We start from the raw sequence: 21,279 nt of genomic DNA, 5'->3' as shown, positions 1-21,279 counted from the left end.
ACCACACATTAATCGTCAGTACTGGCGGGCCGAGCAGGCCCCCGCTGGGCATTCCAGTCCTCTTTTACCTGCGTCCTCGACCCCCGCGGCCGGGAGGTACCCTGACAGTAAGGTCTTTGATTGAGTCAGTATTTGAGAGTTAGCGTTGTACGCCTTCCTTGCGATCGGCGCTCAGGACGGTGTCGCGTTCGAAAAAGACTTGTCCTGGTGGTGAGCGCGGAGGTGTGGACGCGGCTGACGCTGCTGATCCCGGCTCGGGAACGGCGGTTCCGCTACCCAGGCCGATTGCCGCTCGACGACCGGGCGGCGCTGACGGGAATCCTATGGGTGCTGCGTAACTACGTGCCCTGGCGGGAGCTGCCGAGCACGCTGTTCGGGGTGTCGGGGGTGACCTGCTGGCGCCGCCTGCAGGACTGGGTGCAGGCCGGGGCCTGGCCGGAGCTGCGCGAGCAGCTGCTCGCCGAGTGCGACGCCGACGGGCTACTCGACTTGCACCGGGCGCTGGTGGATTCCTCTCACATCCACGCCCTGAAGGGGGCTCCGAGACGGAGTCGACCCCGCAGCGCCGCCGCCCGCGGCGGCAGGGTCGGGGGCGACCGGGCCGGGGACGACCGGGCCGGCGGCCCCGCCCACGCAGGCCACCGTCGCGCCGGCGAGGATCCTGCGCGCGGGGGACTATGTGCTCACGGCGGGCGAGGAGACCGCGGGCTTCGAGAGCTCGGGCGGCGCTGGCGACGAGAACAGCGACAGAGGACCAGCTGGCGGGCGAGGACGAGAACGGCTTCACCTACGAGATCGTCGCGGTCGAGACACCGTCCCCGCCGCGGGGGCCACCGCGCTGGTCCGCACCTCGATGGGCATCACGGACGAATACGGCACCTACGGTTACGTCTTCGACACGATCTATTTCTACGTCGGCCAGGTGGCCGTCGAGCTCGACGTCACCAACATCCAGGACGTCCCGCCGCCGATCATCGAACAGGGCCTCATCGACCAGATCGCCGACAAGTTGACCAACCAGTAGCCACCCGGCCGCCACACAACCGGCCGGGACAGGGAGCCGGCCACTGAGCAGGGCCAGCACAGGCCATGTGGCCCTCGCGGAATCGGCCATGAGGAGACGAACGACCGGACTGTCAAGGCCCAGCAGTACTCGAGAGCGGAGACTCCCGACCCGAGATGCAGCCCCGCTGAACGGTCCCTCTGGGTGACGTCCGCTGTCCAGACCTGGCTCGAGGCTGGGGCGGCGAAGCCGCGTCCGACCAGGTCTGGTGGGAGGCGGGCGGCACGGTCTCGGCGGGTGAGGCTGATCCGTCGAGGGCGGTGAACCCCTTGCGTCGCCTGCCTGTCCCATCAGCCGGGCGACGCGTTTACGGCTGGTCCGCACCCCGGCGGCGGCCAGGTCGGCGCGCATGCGTGGGCGCGCCGTAGGTGCCCGGGATGCCGCGTGGACGGCGGTGACCTGGGTGGTGAGGGTCTGGTCGTCAGCGGTCCGGGCCCTCGTTGCTTCCGCCCCGACTCGGGCAGGCTGGGGAGATAAGCTGTCCGCGGCACGGTGTGGGGGTGTCCAGATGGTCTCCCAGCGGGTGACCCCGAGCCGGGATTTGCCGGTGACGGTGGTGCGACCGGAGCTGCTTCATACGACGGAGCAGACCCGGATCACTCGGCTGGTGTTTCCGACTGGATGTGTGATCCGAAAGGAACCGCTGGGACCAGACGCGCAGCGGCGGTTGCGGCATGAGGTCGAGATCCTTGGGCGGCTGTCGGGAGTCCAGGGGGTCGCACACCTCGCTGCTGGGGCCGTGGAGTGCGCGGGATCGATCCTGCTGGTCGATGTCGATGGCACGGCGCTGTCCGAGTGGACGACTCCACTGGATCCGGCCGAGCTGGTCGATCTCGCCGAATCGCTGGCGCGGGCCGTCGCTGGGATGCATCACCGGGGTGTGGTGCACCGGGACATCTGCCCGGCGAACATCGTGGTGAGCAAGGACTTGGGAGTTCCCTGCCTGATCGACTTCGCGCTTGCCACAGCTCTTTCGTCGGTCCGGCCGGAGTTCACGTACCACGGGGCAACTGTCGGGACGGTGCCGTACCTGGCGCCGGAGCAGACCGGGCGGACCGGTCGCCCGGTCGACCAGCGAGCCGACCTGTACGCGCTCGGGGCCACCCTGTACGAGCTGGCTACCGGCGCGCCGCCGTTCGGCACGGACAACCCAGTTCGGATCATTCATGACCATCTCGCTCGGATCCCACGCTCGCCTGTGGCGGTGAATCCGTCGGTACCGGCCGGGCTGTCGAACATCATCACGCACCTGTTGGAGAAGGAACCCGACGACCGCTACCAGAGCGCCGACGGGTTGGTGCACGATCTCACCCTGGTACGACGCGGCGCGGCGGCGGTGCATCCTGGCGAGCATGATTTTCTGACGCGTCCGCTGATGCCATCCCGGCTGTCCGGGCGCGACCGGGAGGTCGACGAGCTGGACGCGGCGTTCGCCGAGGCCGTGACCGGACGCTCTCACGGGGTCCTCGTCGGCGGCGCACCGGGCGTGGGTAAGACATCCCTGGTCAGTGAGCTGCGGCCGATAGCGGCCGGCGTCGACGGCTGGTTCGTGGCCGGCAAATTCGACCAGTATCGCCGTGACCAGGAGTACGACGGGGTCCGGCAGGCGCTGCGTGCGCTGGGTCGGCTGCTGCTGGCCGAGCCGGACGACTACCTGGCCGAGGTGCGGGACCGGATGTTGCGGGCGTTGGGACCCAACGCCGGCCTGGCTGCCGCCACCGTGCCGGAACTGGCGGTGCTGCTGAAGGTTCGCCCAGAGCCAGGCGATCCGATGACCGCACAGGTACGAGCGCCACGTGTCGCAGTCGAGGCACTACGTGCCGTTTCCTCCCGGAAGCGACCAGTGGTGTTCTTCGTCGACGACCTGCAGTGGGCCGGGCGGACGCCGCTGGACTTCGTCGACCTGGTGTTCGCCGGTGAGGAACAGATCGCGGGACTGCTGCTGGTCGGCGCGTACCGGGAAAGTGAGATCGACGCCGCCCATCCACTGACGCCGATGCTCGCCCGCTGGCGTCACCAGGCAGTCGGGCCCCACCACCTGCGGTTGGGTAGCCTGCCGCCAGCAGGGCAGGCGGCCTTGGTGGCTGACCTGCTGCACCTGTCCCCGCCGCCCGCCACCGAGCTGGCGCAGATGATTGCGCCATCCGCCCGGGGAAATCCGTACGACATCGTGGAGCTACTCAACGCGCTGCGCCACGACAGGGTACTGACCCTCGGCGGGGGTGGGTGGCGATGGGACTGGGAGGCGCTGCGCCGCCGGCTCGACCGAGTGGATGTGGCCGAGCTGCTGGCCGCGCGGGTGGCCGCGCTGCCGCCGGCCACCGCGGAGGTGCTCGCGGTGATGGCCTGCCTGGCGGGCCAGGTGGAGCTGGACCTCCTAGCTGCCGCGACTGGGCTGCCGGCGGACGAGGTCGAGCGGCGGCTCGCCCCCGCGTTCGGCGATGGCCTACTGGTACTGGAGTCCGACGGCCGGCAGAGCGTGCGGTTTCACCACGATCGGACACGGGAGTCCGTGCTGGGCGGCCGCGCCGCGCAGGACCAGGACGCGAGGCGGTTGCGTCTGGCACGGCGCCTGGTCGAGCGGCCCGAGTTCTTCGCCGTGGCGGCGGAGCAGTACCTGCCCGTAGTTGATGCTGTGCATGGCACCGAGGAACGGAAGCGGGTGGCCGGACTCTTCCGGCACGCCGCTGAGGAAGCGAAACTGCTGAGCAATTACTCACTGGTCGAGCGGCTCCTGACCGCGGCGGTCGAGGTCATCGATCCGACTGACACCGACCAGTTGATCGCAGTCCATACCGACCGGCACGCCGCCTTGTACAGCCTCGGCAGGCTGGAGGAGGCGGACGACACGTACCAGACCATCGGCCGGTTGTGCACCCACCCGGTTCAACTCACGGCCGCCACAGTGGTGCAGGTCAGCAGTCTCACCAACCGGGGACGCGGTGGCGAGGCGATGCGGCTCGGCCTCGACCAGCTGCGGCACCTCGGCATATCCGTCCCGGACGAGAACGATCTCGATGCGGAGATCGACCGCGGACTCGACGCGCTCTACCGATGGATCGACACGACCAGCGAGTCCGACGACCTGCACCGACCGGGCATCACGGACCAGTCCCGGCTCAGCACCATCAAGCTCGTCAACCGGCTCATGCCCGCGGCCTTCTTCTGTGACCAGGCGATGATGGCCTGGCTGACCATCAAGACGCTGGAGGTCTGGGCATGGCACGGCCCGGATCGCGCTCTGCTCGGCCCGGCCGGCCACATCGCGATCGTGACCATCGTCCGCAGGGGCGACTACCGCACCGGGCACCGCATCCTGCGGCGGATCCTGGCGGTCGGTCAGGCGCTCGGCTATGAGCCTGACGTGTGGCAGGCGCAGTTCGTATATGTGATCACTACCGGCCACTGGTTCGCGCCCCTCGAGGACAATCTGTCCGAGGGCCGTCGCGCGCTGGAGGGACTTGTCCTGAGCGGTGATCTCCAGAACGCATGCTGGGCCCACTACGCACTGTTGTACGACCTGTTGGACTGCGCGCCGTCTCTTGATGTCTTCGCCGCTGAGGTCGACGAGGCACTGGCGTCCGCAGCCCGCACCGGCAATGGACATGCCGAGACGATATTTCGGATATTTCGCCGACTGGTACAAGTGATGCGAGGCGAGTCCGTCGAATCGGCGGCCGACGAGGCAGCCGAGCTGAGCATGCTGGCCGCGGACCCGTTCGCCGTCGCCAACCTGCATGTGGCCCGGGCGCTCGCCGCAGCCGTTCTCGGTCATCCGGTCGATCTGACCCGGCATGCGGCAGCGGTGATGCCCTTTAGGCCAATGGTCGGAGCGAACTATGCGATGGCGGTGGCGCGGGTGCTGCTTGCCCTGGGCATGGCGGCACAGGTTCGTGCGGCAGGAGCGGATCGGCGTGACACAGAGCTCGCCGAGCTCGACGAGCTGGTCGAGTGGCTGGCCGCACGTGCGGCTGACGCGCCGGCCAACTTCCTGCACCTGTTACGCATGATGGAGGCGGAGCGGGCGTGGGCTGTCGGAGACTTCCGCGAGGCGGCGTACACGTTTGACATGGCGCAGAGAGAGGCTTCCGTACGGGCGCGCCCGTGGCACCGGGCGCTGATCCTGGAACGCGCTGCACGCTTCTACCTGGCCCACGGCATGGATGAAGCCGGCCACACGCTCCTGGCAGCCGCCCGGCGCCAGTACCTGGACTGGGGCGCGACCGCGAAGGTCAGCCAACTCGACTGGGCCCACCCGACGCTACGAACCGAACCCGCCTGCGAACCGGTCGTTCATCCACCGGCGGCGCCATCCACGCGACGCTCGACCGTCGCGACCGGCACCGTCGATCTGCTCGGCGTCGTCGCGGCATCCCAGGCACTCAGCTCGGAGACCAGCATCGAGGGCCTCCGGGCAAGGGTCGTGGGGATCCTGTCGGAGATGACCGGTGCCACCGGCGTCCACCTGCTGTTGCGTAGGCAGGAACAAGCCGGGTGGTTGGTGCCGACCGGTGCCGGTGGCACCGTCTCGCTCCGGGAGGCCAGCCGGCGGCGTCTGTTGCCCGCCTCGGTCATCCGATATGCCGAGCGCACCCACGAACCTGTGGTCGTCGCCAACGCCACCCGCGACGACCGGTTCCGCCGCGACCCCTATCTCCTCGACTTCGACCGCTGCTCGCTGCTCGCCATACCCATCATGATCCGGGGCCATCTGCAGGCGATGCTGCTACTAGAGAACAGACTGATCCGTGGCGCGTTCTCCACCGAACGCCTCGAAGGAATCATGCTCATCGCCGGACAGCTCGCGGTCTCGCTCGACAACGCCATGGTCTACGCGTCGCTGGAACGCAAGGTCACCGAACGAACCGGGCAGCTCGCCGCTACCAACGAACGACTCGCCGCCGCGAACCACCAGCTGGAACAGCTCTCGGTCACCGATCCGCTGACAGGGCTGGCCAACCGGCGACGCCTCGAAGAGGCCCTGGACATCGAATGGCGCCGGGCCCAGGAACACGCGGCACCCATCGCGCTGGCGATGGTCGACATCGACCACTTCAAACTCTACAACGACCACTTCGGACACGCCGCAGGTGACCGATGCCTCCAGCGGGTCGCCGCATGCCTGGCCGAGAATGTCGGTGACACCTTTCTGACCGCCCGCTATGGGGGGGAAGAGTTCACCGTCGTGATGCCCGACACCGACTCGGATACCGCCGCTCGGCTGACCCGACGCCTCTGCTCCGCCGTCGAGGAACTGGCCGAACCACACCCTCTGGCGGTAGAGCGCATCATCACCGTGAGTATCGGCGTAACCGCGACCATCCCCGCTCCCGACGACGACATGGCAGTGTTCGTCGAAATCGCCGATGTCGCGCTATATCGGGCCAAAGACGGCGGCCGCAATCGGGTCCGAATGATCCCGTTTCCGGTAGACAACGGACGTGGGGAAAAACCGCCTGCCCGGTGACCTGGCGGCGGACGACGTTCAGGCTTCGTCAAGAAGGAGAGCTGGTCCGGATCGACTCCGCCTCGCGGCCTCGGCCATGAGCACGCGTATCGCATAGTGGGTGAGCAGAAGGGCTCTGTTGCGTCCGGTGGGGTGGGGCAGCCGGCATGATCGAGTGATGGTCGAGGCGCTGCCCGTCTGCGGTGGAGCCGGAAACTCCACAAGATCGGCGCCAGATCCTGAGAGCGGGCACCGCTTGTCGGCGGGAGTTGGCCGCAACCCGGGTGGGCGGGGTGCCCGTGTAGGCAGGACGGCGTCGTGAAGGTCATCCTGCACCCGTAGCGAGCGGTGACGACACCGATCATACCGGTGCCGATCATGACGGCTGATCGCGACGGAGGGCCGCTCGTCTCTGCCCGCGGCCGCCTGAGCGGTATCAATGCGGCCGAATCGGGTAGCTGGAAGATCATGGGCGAGATTGCGGGGACGACGGTCAAACAGGACCATCAGGACGGGGTTGACGAGGAGGACCGCGGTCGAGAGGGCCACGGCCGAGAGGAGCGCGAGTCGGCGCAGGAGCGCCTCAACCGGAACTGGGCGGAGATCCTTCAGGAGTTGCGGGTCGCGCAAACCGGGGTGCAGCTGCTCACCGCGTTCCTGCTTGCGTTACCGTTCCAGAACAGGTTCGCCACGCTAAGCAATAATCAAGAGTGGCTCTACCTCGCGGTGGTGGCACTGTCCATCCTGGCCACCGGCCTGCTGATCACGCCGGTGAGCCTGCACCGGGCGATGTTCCGCAAAAGGGAGAAGGAAACCCTCGTCGTCGTGGCGAACCGGCTGGCGCAGGCAGGCCTGGCGGTGTTCTCGGTGGCTGTGTCCGGCGTCGCGGTTCTCATCTTCGACGTGACCAAGAATTTCACCGTCGGCATCATCGCCGGAGTGCTCACACTGATGCTGTTCGCGACGCTGTGGGTCGCGGTTCCCGCCGCCCTGCGACCCGCGCCGACCCCTGAGCACTGACCGGCGGACCTGAGGGCCGGTTCGTGCCGCGGGCAGGACCACTACTCCGCCAGGAGGACGCCGGCGCCGGGGAGCCAGCCCGATCACGGGTGGCGGGCTGCCCGGAGCCGGTGTGCCCGGTCGACCATCGCGGTCAGGAGCTCGACCGGGCGCCGGATGGTTCCGATCAGCCTCTCCTCCATGGTTGGCTGTGCACACCACATCGCGCCCGCCGCCGCAGACCGCAACGGTCGTTACGGGCAGGGGCGACATCGAACCTCGAAACCGCGAACTGCGAGGACGTCGGTCTGGTCAGCGGTTCGGCTACGGAAGCAATGCACCCATCAGTCGGCCTCCCGGACACCGGGCTTTGTGGGCGAGGCAGCTGGCGCCGCCACAACGGGTAGGCGGACGATCGCCTGACCGGGCTCGAGGTGCTTGTGAGGAGGAGCGCTCTCGGAGTCGTCGTCGCGGAGGATCTCTTCGGTGCGGCGCTGCTCGATCTGGTGCCGCTTGCCGGCGTAGAAGCTGGCTTCCAGTTCGTCGAGCGCGATCGTGGACACACTGCGGCCTCCAGGCCGTCGTTGCCACGGAAGCCAGCTGCGGGTGGTTGCCCACGCGGTGAAGCGGTCGACGGCGGCAAGCAGGATCAGGGCGCAGACGAGTCCGGGAATAGTCATGAACCATTAGGAGCGCCACAGTCTGAAGACGATCCCCGCGATCGTCTGGTTCCGGTTGCTGCCCGCACCTACTGCCGCTGGTGCCAGCCGGTGCTCCTCCGGGCAGGTTGTTCAGGATGTGGGTGGCGCCAGCATCGCCAACACTGCGATCAAGAGCGTCGCGGTGTTCGGCGATGCCCTCGCGCACACTGTCATGATCTGATCCGCCTCGGCTCCACCACCGAGAATCTGATCGGTGGAGGAATCGGCCGCAAACCCTGACGAGGGTCGCGACGCTGCTCGGAGCGGGAGCTGTTGCGACACTCCCGTACGTGGGCGGGCAGGGTGCTGCAGCAGGTAGGGCCCGAGCAGCTTCACGATCGAGGTGACCGTGACATCGGCTCGCATAAAATGCACTGGCATGGCGGATCTGCTCCGCGGATAGGGCAAGGAGCCAGCCGAGACGTTGCCTGTGAACGCCGTCGGCCATGAGGGCCGTCCGGCGAGGCGATCCTTGATCCCACTGGTCTGGTAGACGATCGTGTTGAACCGCCCCGGTGTGTCATGAGTCTCCGGACACTCCGGGGGGATTCACCACCCCACGGACCGCGTCCGATCGCGCAACAGCGGTATGTGGACGGGCTCCGGGGTAATCCGGAGACACGGCCAACGGAACGAGGCGATGCCATGCGTGTGCTGCTGGTCCATCCCAGTGCGTTGATGTATTCGGAGATCTTTCTGCGACTCGAGCCTCTGGGTCTTGAACGCGTGGCCGCATCGCTGCTCGTGGCCGGGCACGAGGTCCGCCTGATCGATCTGCAGACCGCCGACATACGGGACTACACCCGAGCGCTGGCGGATTTCCGGCCGCATACCGTGATGTTCGGCCTGAATTATCTGGCCAACGTCCCAGAAGTCATCATGCTCGCGAAACAGGCTAAAATCACCCGACCAGGATGTTTGGTGATCGCCGGTGGTCACAGCGTCTCGTTCATCGCCCAGCACCTCCTCGAGAACTGCGACGAAGCAATCGACGCGGTGGCCCGGGGAGAGGGCGAGGTCGTCGCTCCCCGGATCCTCGAAGCCGACTGGGACAGCCTCACCGAGGTCCCGGGAGCCGTCACCCGCGCCGGGTCCGGGCCCCCACCGACCATGCTGCCCACCCTCGACGAGCCGCTACCGGCCCGTTACCTGCTCGCCCGCCGCAACCGGTACTTCATCGGCGAGCTCGACCCGTGTGCATCGGTGGAGTTCACCCGCGGCTGCCCCTGGGACTGCTCGTTCTGCAGTGCCTGGACGTTCTACGGGCGCAGCTACCGGCGGATGTCGGCGGACGCGGCCGGACACGAGCTCGCCTCCATCCGCGAGCCCAACGTCTTCCTCGTCGACGACGTGGCCTTCATCAAGCCCGACCACGGCAACGCCATCGCCGACCAAATCGAACGCCGCGGCATCCGCAAGCGCTACTACCTGGAGACCCGCGCGGACGTCCTGCTGCGCCATCCCGAGGTCTTCCAACGCTGGCGCCGGCTTGGCCTGACCTACATGTTCCTCGGCATGGAGGCCCTCGACGCCGAGGGACTCGACCTGTTCCACAAGCGCATCTCCCCCGACGAGAACATCAAGGCCCTCGAACTCGCCCGCAAGATCGGCATCACCGTGGCGGTGAACCTAATCGCCGACCCCGCCTGGAGCCGTGACCAGTTCCGGCTGGTCCGACAATGGGCCCTGTCCGTACCGGAAATCGTCCACCTGACCGTCATGACGCCCTACCCCGGCACCGAGATCTGGCACACCCAGTCCCAGAAACTGACCACGCTGGACTACCGCCTGTTCGACATCCAGCACGCGGTCACCCCGACCAGCCTTCCCCTCGACGAGTTCTACCGAGAACTCGTCGCGACCCAGGCCGTACTGAACCGCAAGCATCTCGGCGTCAAGGCACTGGCCGCTACCGCACGTATCGTCGCCGGGCATCTCACCCACGGTCAGACGAACTTCCTGCGCATGCTCTGGAAGTTCCCACGGGTCTACAACGCCGCGCGGCTCCACGCCGAACACGGCCAGCCCGCCCACTACTGTCTGCCGGCACCGACCCACGCAGGGGTGAGCCACCGGCGACGCGAGCTGTACATTCACCAGCCTATTCACACCCCGTTTCACAAAGACTGATAAACGGCGGCGTGTCGGGTCAGGAGGGCCCGCGTCCTGGCCGCGAAGCACGGTATCCGCCAGTTCCTGGACATCGGTACCGCGCTGCCGACCGCGCCGAACCTGCACGAGGTCACCCAGAAGGTCGCGCCGGAATCGCGGATCGTCTACGTCGATAACGATCCCATAGTGTTGGTCCACGCGCGGGCCCTGCTCACCAGCGCCCCCGAGGGGCGGACCGCCTATCTCGATGCCGACCTCCACAACCCAGAAGGGATCCTGGAGTCCGAGCAGCTGCGGGAAACCCTCGACCTGAGCCAGCCCGTGGCGGCCAGTCTGATCGCGATCGTGCACTTCATCGCCGATGACACGGTCGCGCAGGACCTCATCAACCGGATCATGCGTCCGCTCCCGGCGGGCAGTGTCCTGGCGCTTTCCACCACTACCGCCGACAGCGCACCCGAGGAAGTTCACGCTGGCGAGGCCGCGTACAGGGCCAACGGAATTCCGCTGATCGCGCGCGACAAAAGCACGGTGGAGCGTTTCTTCCACGGGATGGAACTCCTCGACCCCGGCGTCGCGCTCGTCCACCACTGGCATCCCGACGACGAGGCGGCTGCACTGGACAACGCCCACGTGTACATGTACGGCGGAGTCGCCCGGAAACCGTAGGATGCGCGCTGTCAGCGTCAGCCTGGTGCCGCTGGCCATGACAAGATCCCGGTTACTGGGCATGAGCGAGAAATGCGTCGACGTGCCGTTTCCGACCGGCCTTGCCCACTCGACGCGCCACCAGCGCACGAAAGCACGATCTTGCATCGTAAGGCCAGAGCCTGCGACGACTTCGCCCGCCGGATCCAGCGGGTCAGCGTCGCCCGCTCCTCCTCCGCCAGCACCAGGTTGGCCATCGGCCGCCCCGTCCTCGCCACGGACCCAGCCGTACTTAATCAGCGAACTCAGGTCCAGGACACTAGCTGGCGATGCAACAGATATACATATCGATGCCCACATGACATTGAGGGGCCCGAGTTACGTTCGATAATCGATGGCTCAGATGGAGGGCAGCCCGACGATCTATGCCGTCTCAGGGCCTCGGTGGTAGCAGCCCCTCCCGCGCGGTCCGATTCTTTCCCCGCAGCCCTGCGTCGACCTTCGGTAGCGTGCCAGCGGTGATCCCGCCGCCCCAGCAGCAGAACGTCGGGGATGCTTGCGGCGACGAGCGACACCGGCGCTGGTAGACTGATCCGCAGCTCGACCAGCGAGCCGTGGACAACCAGGACCGCGGCGACAGACCCCGTCTGGACACCGCTTCCCGCTCCGCCGGTGCCTCGTGCGCCTTTGACGTCGGTTCCCAGCGTCTGGTTCTGTTCCCAACCCCGTGACTTCCGCTGCGGCAGGCCTCCCGACGGCAGGCAACGGGTTGGCGTGATGAGTGGTAGGTTAGTCCTGTTGCAGTTGTAGGTTCCTCGAACGTATGGACGCCCGCAGATTCCGACAGCGGGCGTTTGTTGCATTCCGACCAGTTCGACAGTGGGGGCGATCACGCTGCGGCACCCCGGCCGCACCAGGCGGCCCCGGTTCGGCTCCCACGGAGGAGAAGCACATGGCTCAGGGCACTGTTAAGTGGTTCAACGGCGAAAAGGGCTTCGGGTTCATCGCGCAGGACGGCGGCGGCCCGGACGTTTTCGTTCACTACTCGGCGATCGACAGCGCGGGCTTCCGTAGCCTGGACGAGAACCAGCGCGTGGAGTTCGACGTCACGCAGGGCCAGAAGGGCCCGCAGGCGGAGCACGTCCGCCCGGTCTGACGCGCACCCGCAGACGTCTGCGTCTCGGGCGCCCAGCATTGATCGTTAGATGCACTGAACAGCTGCGCGGGTCGGATACCGACCCGCGCAGCTGTCGTTGTGTCGACGGCACGTCCGCACAGGCCATGATCGCGGCGTGTGAATGTGAAGGGGAAGCGGCAGATTCGGGCGTCCGGCGCTCCTCCGCTGGCCTTCGTCCCGCGCACCGGTAGCGACCGAACCCCTGGGGACTCCCACCGATGGGGACTCCCACCGACGACCCCTCAACCGAAACAGGCCAGCTCACAGGCCGAAACCCGGATTGCGGAGCCCCACAGGTCGGCCTCGGTCCAGTTGTTCTCTCGGGCGGCGTCGACGTGGCAGGACTCGGGCAGCAGCCCGTCAAGGAGCCGTGGGTAGACCGGGCCTTGTCCGTGGTGACCTCGACCGGCCGACGTCCGTACGCCAGCGCCCGGGCGAAGAACCGCCGGGCAGCCACCCGGTCACGCCGAGTACTGGCGAGAACGTCGACGTCGAGGCCTCCGGCGAGCAGCTCCTCGACGTCCCGGTACGACAGCGCGAACCGCAGGTACCACCGCACCGCCAGCACGATCACCTCCGGCGGGAACCGGAACCCCGCGAACTCCGACCTCGGAGCCGATGGACAGACACGACGTCGACGCATCACTCGATCATGAACGATCGACAGCCGCGAGGGCGGACTTCGCCAACGCAACAGAGCCCGGCCAGCTTAGTGGACAAAGACCAGGGTCCCGCCCGGGGTGACGGACACCTCGACCACGCCTTCCATCGCCAGCCGTTCGTACACTTGTTCGACCAGGTGGTCAATTTCGTCATCGTTCTTGAACGGCATCGCCGCCGCAAGCTCCGCGAAGAGCTCCAGGGCTACCCGCCGACACGAGGGGCATAGATCGGTAGGCCCGAGCGCGGTCTCGACCGTCGTGACCCCTTCGGTTCGATTACATGCTAGATAGTCACACTTGGTCATAGGACGAGACCTTCCGGCAAGCGCCCTCCAGCGGCTGGCTCCCTACTGAATCCGAGGGCCTTTCAGGTACCTACCCAAGCTCCCCCTATCCAAATCACCCCGTTCCTCCGTCTACGGCTGAACGCAGGACGTTCGCGGGGTTGCGTCGGGGCCGAACTGGGGTTTCGCGCAGGCAAAGATCGTCATTCGCGGCCGAGTGACGGCTTCGAGCGGGAGGTCTGGCGGCGTGGGCACCAGTCCTCCCCACACCCGTGGGTGTGATCCGGCCAAGACGTCTGAACGGGATGCGTTGTGGGAGTGAACAGCCCCGGAGAAGCTGCTTGCCCGCCTCGCTGCCCACCCCGGTCGACCCCGACCAGCTGGATGACCAGTGACGGGACGAGGAGGGAGTGTCCGACCGCCGGTCGGGTAGCCCGGGGGTGAGATCCCCCCGGGCTACCCGGCCGCCGTCACCCCGCGACCTTATTGAAAACGACTGTCACCGCTAATAAGCTACCCGGCGCGACGTTGACATGGTCATGTCTCCTAATGAGTGTTGGGAGAACCCCCGCGCGGGCGGGGACGACGCCGGTGCGGAAACAGATGGACCCGCTCCCGGGTTGCCGGCGGCGCCCGGGGAATGCCCACCATGGGCCACCCGGCGGAGGGAGGCACCGATGAGCCTGAGCCGACGGTTGGCATTGGTGTTCCGGACCAAGGCCAGCAAGATCCTGGACCGCGCGGAGGACCCACGGGAAGTTCTCGACTACTCCTACCGGCGCCAGCTCGAACTCCTGCAGCAGGTACGCCGCGGCGTCGCCGACGTCGCTACCAGCCGCAAGCGGCTGGAGCTGCAGGTGCGGCAGCTGCAGGAATCCGGCGGCAAGCTGTCGGAGCAGGCCCGGCAGGCGGTCGCTGCGGGCCGCGACGACCTCGCCAGGGAGGCGCTGAGCCGGCGCGGCGGGGTGACCGGGCAGATCGAGGACCTCGGGCGGCAGCATGCGTCGCTACGGGCGGAGGAGGACCGGCTGATGCTCGCTGCGCAGCGGCTGCAGGCGAAGGTCGAGGCGTTCCGGACCCGCAAGGAAACGGTCAAGGCGACCTATACCGCGGCCGAGGCGCAGACGAAGATCGGCGAGGCGTTCGCCGGCGTCTCCGAGGAGATGGGCGACGTCGGGCTGGCGATCCAGCGAGCCGAGGACAAGACCCAGCAGATGCAGGCCAGGGCGGGTGCGATCGACGAGCTGCTCGCCTCCGGTGCACTGGACGACGCGACGGCGACCGGGCCGAGGGACGACATTCAGGCCGAGCTGGACCGCCTGTCGGCGACCACCGACGTCGATCGCGAGCTGGCCACGATCAAGGGCACGCTGCCCGCCGCGGGGCCGCCGCGGGCGATCGGGACCGCGTCGCCGGGCGCCGAGCCGGAGGCTCCGCCGCTGGAGGGAAGGTCATGATCATACGCATCCTCGGCGAGGGACAGTTCGACGTTCCCGACAGCGAACTGGATGCACTGAACGTCCTGGACGAACGGCTGGTCACAGCCATCGGGTCGGACGACGAGGAGGCCTTCCACGCCGCGGTCGACGCACTGCTGGGCCGTGTCCGCGAACTCGGCTCGACGCCGCCGGCGGACCGGCTGGCGCCGTCCGATCTGGTGCTCCCGGCCGCCGACACGACGCTAACCGAGGTCCGCGGCCTGCTCGGCGACGAGGGTCTGATCCCAGGCTGAGGAGTCGATGATGGTCGTGCGTGCGCCGCGACGATTCTCCGCCGACCGCGGGCTGACGGTCCGGATGCTGGTGACCGTCTTCCTGCTCGGGCTGGTCTACGTTGCCTTCGTGGCCGTCCTGATCGGTATCGGTCTGTCGCCGGTCCTGGTCATCGTGATCGCCGGGGGCCTGCTGTTCGCCCAGTACTGGTTCTCCGACCGGATTGCGCTGTACGCGATGGGCGGCCGGGTCGTCACCCCGCAGCAGGCGCCGCAGCTGCACGGTGTCGTCGACCGGCTGTGCGCGTTGTCTGACACACCCAAACCGGCCGTTGCCGTCGCGGACGTCGATGTGCCCAACGCGTTCGCGACCGGCCGGAACCCCAAGCGGGCCGTTGTCTGTGCCACGACCGGGTTGCTCCGGCGGCTGGACACCGAGGAGCTCGAAGGGGTGCTTTCCCACGAGCTGTCTCATGTCGCGCACCGGGACGTGGCGGTGATGACGGTTGCGTCCTTCCTGGGGGTGCTCGCCGGGCTGATCACCAGATTTAGCCTCTATTCCGGAATGTCCGGCGGACTCGGCCACGCGGACGACGACGACGAGGACAGCGGCACCCTCGTCGTTCTCGTGGTGGTACTCGTATCGACCATGGTCTATGCAATGTCGTTCGTGCTGACCAGGGCACTCTCCCGCTACCGCGAGCTGGCCGCGGACCGGTCCGGGGCGCTGCTCACCGGCCGGCCATCCGCGCTCGCGTCCGCGCTGACCAAGATCAGCAGCGATATGTCCCGCATCCCGACCCGCGACCTGCGGGCAGCCGAACCATTCAACGCGTTCTTCTTCGCGCCGGCGGTGGCGGGCGGGTTCAGCCTGTCCTCGCTGTTCTCCACCCACCCACCCCTGGACACCCGGCTGACGCGGCTCGCCCTGCTGTCGGCCGAACTCGGCGAGGCCAGATAGCAGGTCGCCGGATGCGGATCCTCGACGTACTGCTCGGCCGGTCCCGACCGGTCCAGCCGAACCTGGACCGGCTGTTCGCGCTGCCTGCTGCGGCCGTGACCCTGCAGGTGCGGTCGCAATGGCGACCCAGCGGGGTCGGATCGGTATGCGTCAAACCCGCGGAGGGCGGCGCGTTCGCCGGCCTGCAGGGGGAGATCGACCGGTTGCTCGCGCTCGACGGCGGCCGGTACGAGCGTCGGACCGACGCGTACGGCTACGTCTGGTTGATCCGGCGGACGGCGACCGAGGATCTCGCCGGGCTGGTCACCGATCTCCATGCGGTCAACGCCGCGTTGACCGACGCCGGCTTCGGCGCGGCGCTGCTATGCACCGTCGTAGCGTTCACCGACGACACCCGGCCGCTGGGGTTGATCTACCTGTACAAGCGGGGCACCTGGTACCCGTTCGCGCCACTCGACGATGAGCGTCGCGACAACCCGCTGGAACTCGAGGTCAGGGCAATCCTGGCGGACGACCTCCCGATCGAGCCCGATCTGTCGCGCTGGTTCCCGGTTTGGGGCTCGCCCGGTCTCGACGCACCGCAGCCGTAGGTCCCCGGAGGGGTCGCACCGCACACGTGACCCGTTCGCTTGCTCCAGAAAGCGGTCCGAGGATCATTCCGAAACCAGTTCCTAGGCCATTTAGTGCGTGCCGTGGATCGCGCCGAGGGCGGTGTGGAGGTCTTCGGGGAGGGGGTCGGCACCGGTGATGGTGGGTCACCGGCCTGGATCGTGATGGTGCGGTAGCGGCGGGCGGTCGTGACGAACTTCTTGATGGACCAGCCGGTCGTGTTCTCGATTCACCGACTGACGGCGAGGGCGGCGAACACGATGGTCAGGTGCGCCTCGGTCGACTCGCGGGTGTGGTGGTAGACAGGTCGGGCGGCGAGGTCGGACTTGCTCGTCCGGAAACTCTTCTCAACGTTTAGCAGCCGACTGTAGGCGGTGATCACCTGGTCGGGGTCGGGGTTTGCCAGGTTGGTGGCGTAGCCTTTGATCCCCGCCAGGGCGCGGTTCTTCGCTTCCAGCGTCCGGTCGACCGACTTCGTGGCGCCGGCCAGGCGCACATACTGGTTCCGCTTCACAGGGGTTTTCCCCGCGACGACTTTTTCCGCCTTGCCGATCAGGTCAACACCGGTGGCCGAGTTCCGGCACCCCACAGGGGCTGTGCACGCGGGCGTAGACCACAATGATCATGTCCGGCGGGAAACCGGACTCCGGACCTCCGCGGGGCGGCGGCCGACGCCCGGGCGGCGCCGACCGCGCCCGGTGGTTCGGTCTCATCCGACCGATCGGCCCGCCTGTTCCGTCTGGTCCGCCGGGCTCGCATCCGGCCGGATGCCTGCAGCCTCCAACCGGACTCGCAGGCTTCGCAGGCCGCGGATGGTCAGGGTTTCGCGATAACTCGGCGCCGGATCCAGCACGGTGAGGCCCGGCGCGTGGCGCAACAGCGTCGCCAGGACGATCTCGAGCTCCATCCGGGCGAGTTGTGCCCCGAGGCAGAAGTGCGCGCCAAGCCCGAACGCCAGATGGCGAGGAGCCGACCCGGGACCGGCGAAGCGGGTCACATCCAGCCGGTCCGGGTCGGGGAACACCCGCGGGTCCCGGTTGGCGCCGGCGATCAGGATGACGACGGCCTCACCACGGGCGAAGACCCGGCCGGCCAGGCGGCGCTCCCGGAGCGCGACCCGGTTGGTGAACTGGACCGGGGGATCGAACCGGAGCAGCTCGTCCACGGCCGCGGGGATCAGGTCAGGCCGCTCGCGAAGCAGGTCGAGCTGGTCGGGATGACGGTTGAGTGCCAGCACCATGTTCCCGGTCATGTGCACCGTCGTCTCGTAGCCGCCGAAGAGCAGCAGCACACAGATGTCAAGCAGCTCCGTCTCGGTGATGCGATCGCCGGCATCGTCGATCGCGGCCAGTTGGCTGATCAGGTCCGGGCCGGGCCGTGCGCGGCGCTCGGCGACCAGCCCGCGAAAGTACTCACCGAAGGCCGCCGCGGCGGTCGCCCGGTCGCGTAGCTCATCCGCGGAGAGAAGCGCATCCGGGTCGAGGCCCCTGGCCAGCGCCCGAGCCCAGGCGTCGAACCGCTGGTAGTCCTCAATCGGAGCGCCGAGCAACTCACAGATCACCGTGATGGGCACGACCGCGGCGAGATCACTGACAAGGTCGAACTCGGTGCTGCCGAGGGCCCTGTCCACCAGGTGCTCGGCGGTCCGTTCGACAAGCGGGCGTAGCCGGACCACCTCGCGGGGAGTGAACGCCTTGCTGACCAGCCCGCGCAGGCGAGTGTGGTCCGGTGGGTCCATCCGGATGAAGGAACCCGGAATGTCATCGGCCGCCACCCCCGGCCGGATGGGACTAATCCCAGCGGAGTATCCGTGCCCCCATCGGGGGTCGCTCAGAACCGTCATGCAGTCGTCGTGTCCGGTGACCAGGTGAGCGCCGAGCGGGGTCGGGACGAGTGGACCGAGCTCGCGGGCAGCACGGTAGTAGGGATACGGGTTGGCGCGGTTCTCGGGGCTGAGCATGTCGAAGACCGTCTGGATCGGCTCGGGGGCAGGCATCGTCCTCGGTGTCTCCTCGCGTCGTCGCCCGCCCGACATCCCGCCGCCCGCCCGGCAACACCCTCGCACAACAGACATCAGCGATCAGCCGGGCGAGGGGAACAAGCTGGCCCTTTGCCTCTCGTACACTGCCCGGACCCGGGTTCCCCCAGCCCGGCGAATCAGCACCCGCTATCGAACGATCCAATCCCTCCGCGGTGGGCCAGCCCACCGACCAGCAGTGACCACCCGCTCCACAACGGCAACGGAGGGTGTGTTGCAGCCAGCCGGCGCGTTGATCGGGAAGGCCGGGTAGAAATGCGTCGCTGTCACATCGGCTCTGAGGCAGAGCTGCATCCACCGCTACCGGCCGATCTTGACCGGACCTTTCCCGCCTGAGGACTGAGCATCCGGCCTCCGAGCATCTTGCGGACGCTCATGTCCTGATCATCCGAGGGATGCACTCCCTCGATCGCCGGCCGTGGCGGCCTGTGGGATCACCTCGCAGCGTAGGACTGCCGCCTCACCTTCCGGGGTCTCGATGACCTCGCCGGTGGGCCGGTACACCACCGTGTGCGGGTTGAGCCATGACGTGCCGAAGGTGAGCGTCTGGCCAGGGCGGACCACGAAGGTGCCGCCATGGAAGGGCCCGTCGTCCAGGATCGCAAGCGTCACGTCAGACAGCACCATGCTCGGTGACTTTAGGTGTCCTCCTCGGGCGTCGCCATGCGTCGACAGACGATCAGGACGTTCTTCACGCGACGGCGACTTCCGTTCCATGGGGAGCGTATGCCGCGAACGGCGGCTGTACGGCCTGGGCACCGGTGCACCCGGGCGCCCCCGGGCCACGGGCAAGGCCACCGGTCCGCCCGACGCGTCGGTGCCGGTCTCTCAGCGGGTGCGGATCCGGCTCGGAGCGGCCTCATCCCATCACCGACCGTGCACGAATAGCGGCAGCGCGGTTACGCTCTGCCATTCGCTGTGGGGTGCAGAGGGAAGGAGATGCCATGACGCCGCCTGCGGGACGCGGGAGCACGGCCACGTCGACCACGAGGGGCCGAGGGGCCACACACCAGACCAATCATGACCAGCCCAAGCCTGGGTCGGAGGGTGTGGAGGGGCCGGCGGCGCGGGCCGCGACGATCCGGTTGCCGTTCCTCACCGCCCGGTTCGAGGTGCCGGGCCGGCTGGCCGGCGACGGGTGGCGGCTGGGTCCGGTCAGCGTGCCCTCGCCGGGTAAGTCCGTCTACTACGTGGGGCTGGGTGTGTTGGCGGTAGCGGAGCTGGTCGAGTGGCCGGTGGCCGTGGCCATCGCTGCCGGTACCTATGTCGCGCAGCACACCCGCGGTGCGTCCTCCGCGCTGCCACGGCCGGCATCGAGCGGGCCGGCATCGGGTCCCGCCAAGGACGGGCGGTCGGGCGGGTGAGGCCGCTGCCCTGGCTACGTCCGGCCGCGGTCGCGCGGTGGTCGGGGAAGGTCGTTGAGACGGTTGTCGGTGAGTTGGCTGGGCCGTCTCGGCGGCCGCGGCGGGTGTGGCGCCGGTCGGGTGTCGCGCACATCGAGCTGCGCGGCCACGCACGTATGGGGGTGTGCGGCCATGCCGCGGTGACGGCGGTGCCGCGTGGTGGTGAGCTCATCGACTCGCCGGTACTCGACTACCGAACAGTCCGCGGCGTCAACAGCTACAGCTCGCTAACCCCGGCGCGGGAGGTCGCTGACGGATGCGCTCGCCTCACCGAGTTCTGCGGCGTGCCGTTCCTGGGCGTCGATTTCAAGATCGACCACGCGACGGGAGAATGGTTCTTCCTGGAGACCAACTCGATGCCGTGCTTTGAGGGATACGACGAACGCGCGGACGGCGCCATCTCCCGCGCGATCGTCGACTGGCTCAGCACGCCGGAATGCTGACGCGCCGCGTGCCACGCACGTCCTGTGGGGTACCGACACTCGGGCACCGGCGTTGACTTGGGCTTTTAGGCGGCTCGTTCGTATTCGCTGATCAGGCCGCCGAGGACAGGCTGGTATTTGATCCGGTCCTGGGCCAGGACGGTGCGCAGATGCCGCTCACCGAAGATCGGTATCCGGTCGGTGAGCTCGGTCCGGACCGTGCGGACGAACCGTTCCGCGTAGGCGTTCGCCCGCGGGGTTCGGGGTGGGATCTTGACGGCGGTGATGCCGGCGTCGGCGAGGACCGCGTCGAAGGAGGCGGTGAACTGTCCGGCCCGGTCGCGGACCAGGAACTGGAAGTCGGTCGCTCGATAGTCTGTCGGTGCATTCGCGGCGGGCGGGTCCGCTCGGCGTTCCGCGATCGCGTTCGCCTGCGAGGCTTGCGGAGGTGTGCGCACCACGTCGATACCGGCTCCGGCAAAGGTAGCATCGAATGAGGCCGTGAACTTTGTGTCGCGGTCATGGATGAGGAACCAGGAACCGGTGGCTGTGCTCCTCGAGGTCCATCGGCAGGTTCCTGGCCCGCTGGGTGACCCACGCTGGGGAGTGTCCGACTGGCCTTGTGGGGTGCCAGAACGGTGCTACCGGGGCTGGCCGCCCGGGACGCTCAATGGGCTCAGCGGTCGCGACGGGAGGCGTCGGGAGCGAGGTGGGCGAGTAGCTTCTCGGGTGCCGTTCAACTTGTCGTTTAACCGCCGGGTGTCACGCTGTGCGATACCTGCTGGTGTTGTGGGGCGGGTCGGCGTGTCCTCGTGACGTGGGACGACCTTCGGAAGATCGTGCTCTCGCCAAAGAAGCCGGATCAAGCCGAAGGTCGTGATGGGCAGTGTGCAGGACGAACCAGGACGCGTCGAGGCTCTGGGACGGCTGTGTCGCTTCCGGCAGGAGTTCTACGACTGCCTGACCCGCCGAGCGGACGCGCTGTTTGAAACGGCGGAGGCGGTGCGGGCGTGTCATGACGACGGCTCTGCCGCACTTCCGGT

Annotated in this window: 16 protein-coding genes and 7 pseudogenes; 14 read left to right on the top strand and 9 right to left on the bottom strand. The window is 67.9% G+C overall.

The features are described 5' to 3' along the window. Positions 1–207: 207 nt before the first annotated feature. Positions 208–432: pseudogene (locus E0504_RS51990) on the top strand (transposase); the annotation flags it as partial. Between the two features lie 247 nt (positions 433–679). After that, the gene (locus E0504_RS51985) at positions 680–1,024 is read left to right on the top strand and encodes a hypothetical protein (RefSeq protein ID WP_235013744.1); all 345 of its coding nucleotides are present in this window, start codon (positions 680–682) and stop codon (positions 1,022–1,024) included. A 327-nt stretch (positions 1,025–1,351) separates the two neighbouring features. Here E0504_RS51985 and E0504_RS54065 read toward each other — a convergent pair. Next, a pseudogene (locus E0504_RS54065) lies at positions 1,352–1,573 on the bottom strand (IS3 family transposase); the annotation flags it as partial. On the opposite strand from E0504_RS54065, the gene E0504_RS06730 reads away from it, so the two are divergent. Beyond that, complete coding sequence (locus E0504_RS06730) at positions 1,572–6,530, top strand: diguanylate cyclase (protein WP_112105257.1); 4,959 nt, start codon at positions 1,572–1,574, stop codon at positions 6,528–6,530. The pseudogene E0504_RS54065 and the gene E0504_RS06730 sit on opposite strands and share 2 nt — an antisense overlap. A 327-nt stretch (positions 6,531–6,857) precedes the next feature. Beyond that, positions 6,858–7,529 carry a DUF6328 family protein gene (locus tag E0504_RS06725; protein ID WP_373693876.1) on the top strand — a complete coding sequence of 224 codons (672 nt, stop codon included), beginning with the start codon at positions 6,858–6,860 and terminating at the stop codon, positions 7,527–7,529. Positions 7,530–7,852: 323 nt separating this feature from the next. Here E0504_RS06725 and E0504_RS06720 read toward each other — a convergent pair whose 3' ends face one another. Next, entirely contained in the window at positions 7,853–8,188 is a 336-nt protein-coding gene (locus tag E0504_RS06720) for a DUF6191 domain-containing protein (RefSeq protein WP_071065949.1), read from the bottom strand. Positions 8,189–8,854: 666 nt separating this feature from the next. Between E0504_RS06720 and hpnR the strand changes: the two genes are divergently transcribed. From hpnR to E0504_RS06700, 3 genes and pseudogenes are all read left to right on the top strand, one after another. After that, the gene (gene hpnR, locus E0504_RS06715) at positions 8,855–10,339 is read left to right on the top strand and encodes a hopanoid C-3 methylase HpnR (protein ID WP_112105255.1); all 1,485 of its coding nucleotides are present in this window, start codon (positions 8,855–8,857) and stop codon (positions 10,337–10,339) included. A 33-nt stretch (positions 10,340–10,372) separates the two neighbouring features. Beyond that, positions 10,373–10,990 (top strand): annotated as a pseudogene (locus E0504_RS06710) (SAM-dependent methyltransferase); the annotation flags it as partial. Positions 10,991–11,921: 931 nt separating this feature from the next. Beyond that, complete coding sequence (locus E0504_RS06700) at positions 11,922–12,125, top strand: cold-shock protein (RefSeq protein ID WP_007507818.1); 204 nt, start codon at positions 11,922–11,924, stop codon at positions 12,123–12,125. On the opposite strand, the gene E0504_RS51980 is transcribed toward E0504_RS06700, so the two are convergent. The 3 genes and pseudogenes from E0504_RS51980 to E0504_RS06690 all read right to left on the bottom strand — a co-directional run bounded on the left by E0504_RS51980 (position 12,076) and on the right by E0504_RS06690 (position 13,113). Beyond that, positions 12,076–12,603, bottom strand: coding sequence for a hypothetical protein (locus E0504_RS51980; protein WP_243657449.1), 528 nt, complete (start codon positions 12,601–12,603; stop codon positions 12,076–12,078). The genes E0504_RS06700 and E0504_RS51980 overlap by 50 nt on opposite strands. A 27-nt stretch (positions 12,604–12,630) precedes the next feature. After that, a pseudogene (locus tag E0504_RS51975) lies at positions 12,631–12,717 on the bottom strand (IS6 family transposase); the annotation flags it as partial. Between the two features lie 138 nt (positions 12,718–12,855). Beyond that, positions 12,856–13,113, bottom strand: coding sequence for a hypothetical protein (locus E0504_RS06690; RefSeq protein WP_112105254.1), 258 nt, complete (start codon positions 13,111–13,113; stop codon positions 12,856–12,858). A 656-nt stretch (positions 13,114–13,769) separates the two neighbouring features. Between E0504_RS06690 and E0504_RS06685 the strand changes: the two genes are divergently transcribed. Genes E0504_RS06685 through E0504_RS06670 form a run of 4 tightly spaced genes read left to right on the top strand, consistent with a single transcriptional unit; the run spans position 13,770 to position 16,354 of the window. Beyond that, the gene (locus E0504_RS06685; RefSeq protein WP_112105253.1) at positions 13,770–14,549 is read left to right on the top strand and encodes a PspA/IM30 family protein; all 780 of its coding nucleotides are present in this window, start codon (positions 13,770–13,772) and stop codon (positions 14,547–14,549) included. Continuing rightward, entirely contained in the window at positions 14,546–14,824 is a 279-nt protein-coding gene (locus E0504_RS06680; RefSeq protein ID WP_020460126.1) for a hypothetical protein, read from the top strand. Before E0504_RS06685 ends, E0504_RS06680 begins: the two co-directional genes overlap by 4 nt. A 10-nt stretch (positions 14,825–14,834) precedes the next feature. After that, positions 14,835–15,764: a zinc metalloprotease HtpX gene (gene htpX / locus E0504_RS06675; protein WP_112105259.1), complete on the top strand. Its 930-nt coding sequence runs from the start codon at positions 14,835–14,837 to the stop codon at positions 15,762–15,764. A gap of 11 nt (positions 15,765–15,775) precedes the next feature. Then, positions 15,776–16,354 carry a hypothetical protein gene (locus E0504_RS06670; RefSeq protein WP_112105252.1) on the top strand — a complete coding sequence of 193 codons (579 nt, stop codon included), beginning with the start codon at positions 15,776–15,778 and terminating at the stop codon, positions 16,352–16,354. A gap of 90 nt (positions 16,355–16,444) precedes the next feature. Here the strand turns inward: E0504_RS06670 and E0504_RS51970 are convergent. From E0504_RS51970 to E0504_RS06655, 3 genes and pseudogenes are all read right to left on the bottom strand, one after another. Then, positions 16,445–16,953, bottom strand: a pseudogene (locus E0504_RS51970) (IS1634 family transposase); the annotation flags it as partial. Between the two features lie 129 nt (positions 16,954–17,082). Beyond that, on the bottom strand, positions 17,083–18,369 hold the full coding sequence (locus E0504_RS06660; protein WP_112105251.1) for a cytochrome P450: 1,287 nt from the start codon (positions 18,367–18,369) through the stop codon (positions 17,083–17,085). Positions 18,370–18,795: 426 nt separating this feature from the next. Beyond that, entirely contained in the window at positions 18,796–19,038 is a 243-nt protein-coding gene (locus E0504_RS06655; RefSeq protein ID WP_071065939.1) for a hypothetical protein, read from the bottom strand. A gap of 317 nt (positions 19,039–19,355) precedes the next feature. Between E0504_RS06655 and E0504_RS06650 the strand changes: the two genes are divergently transcribed. Further along, complete coding sequence (locus E0504_RS06650; RefSeq protein WP_131622483.1) at positions 19,356–19,775, top strand: hypothetical protein; 420 nt, start codon at positions 19,356–19,358, stop codon at positions 19,773–19,775. Between the two features lie 74 nt (positions 19,776–19,849). Then, positions 19,850–20,257 carry a hypothetical protein gene (locus E0504_RS06645; protein WP_243657448.1) on the top strand — a complete coding sequence of 136 codons (408 nt, stop codon included), beginning with the start codon at positions 19,850–19,852 and terminating at the stop codon, positions 20,255–20,257. Between the two features lie 65 nt (positions 20,258–20,322). Here the strand turns inward: E0504_RS06645 and E0504_RS06640 are convergent. Continuing rightward, positions 20,323–20,607 (bottom strand): annotated as a pseudogene (locus E0504_RS06640) (integrase core domain-containing protein); the annotation flags it as partial. Between the two features lie 508 nt (positions 20,608–21,115). On the opposite strand from E0504_RS06640, the pseudogene E0504_RS54060 reads away from it, so the two are divergent. After that, positions 21,116–21,279: pseudogene (locus E0504_RS54060) on the top strand (transposase); the annotation flags it as partial.

The organism is Parafrankia sp. BMG5.11, from assembly GCF_004337455.1.
Note: the sequence above shows the minus strand (reverse complement) of the source record. Positions and strands in the feature narration are given on the sequence as shown.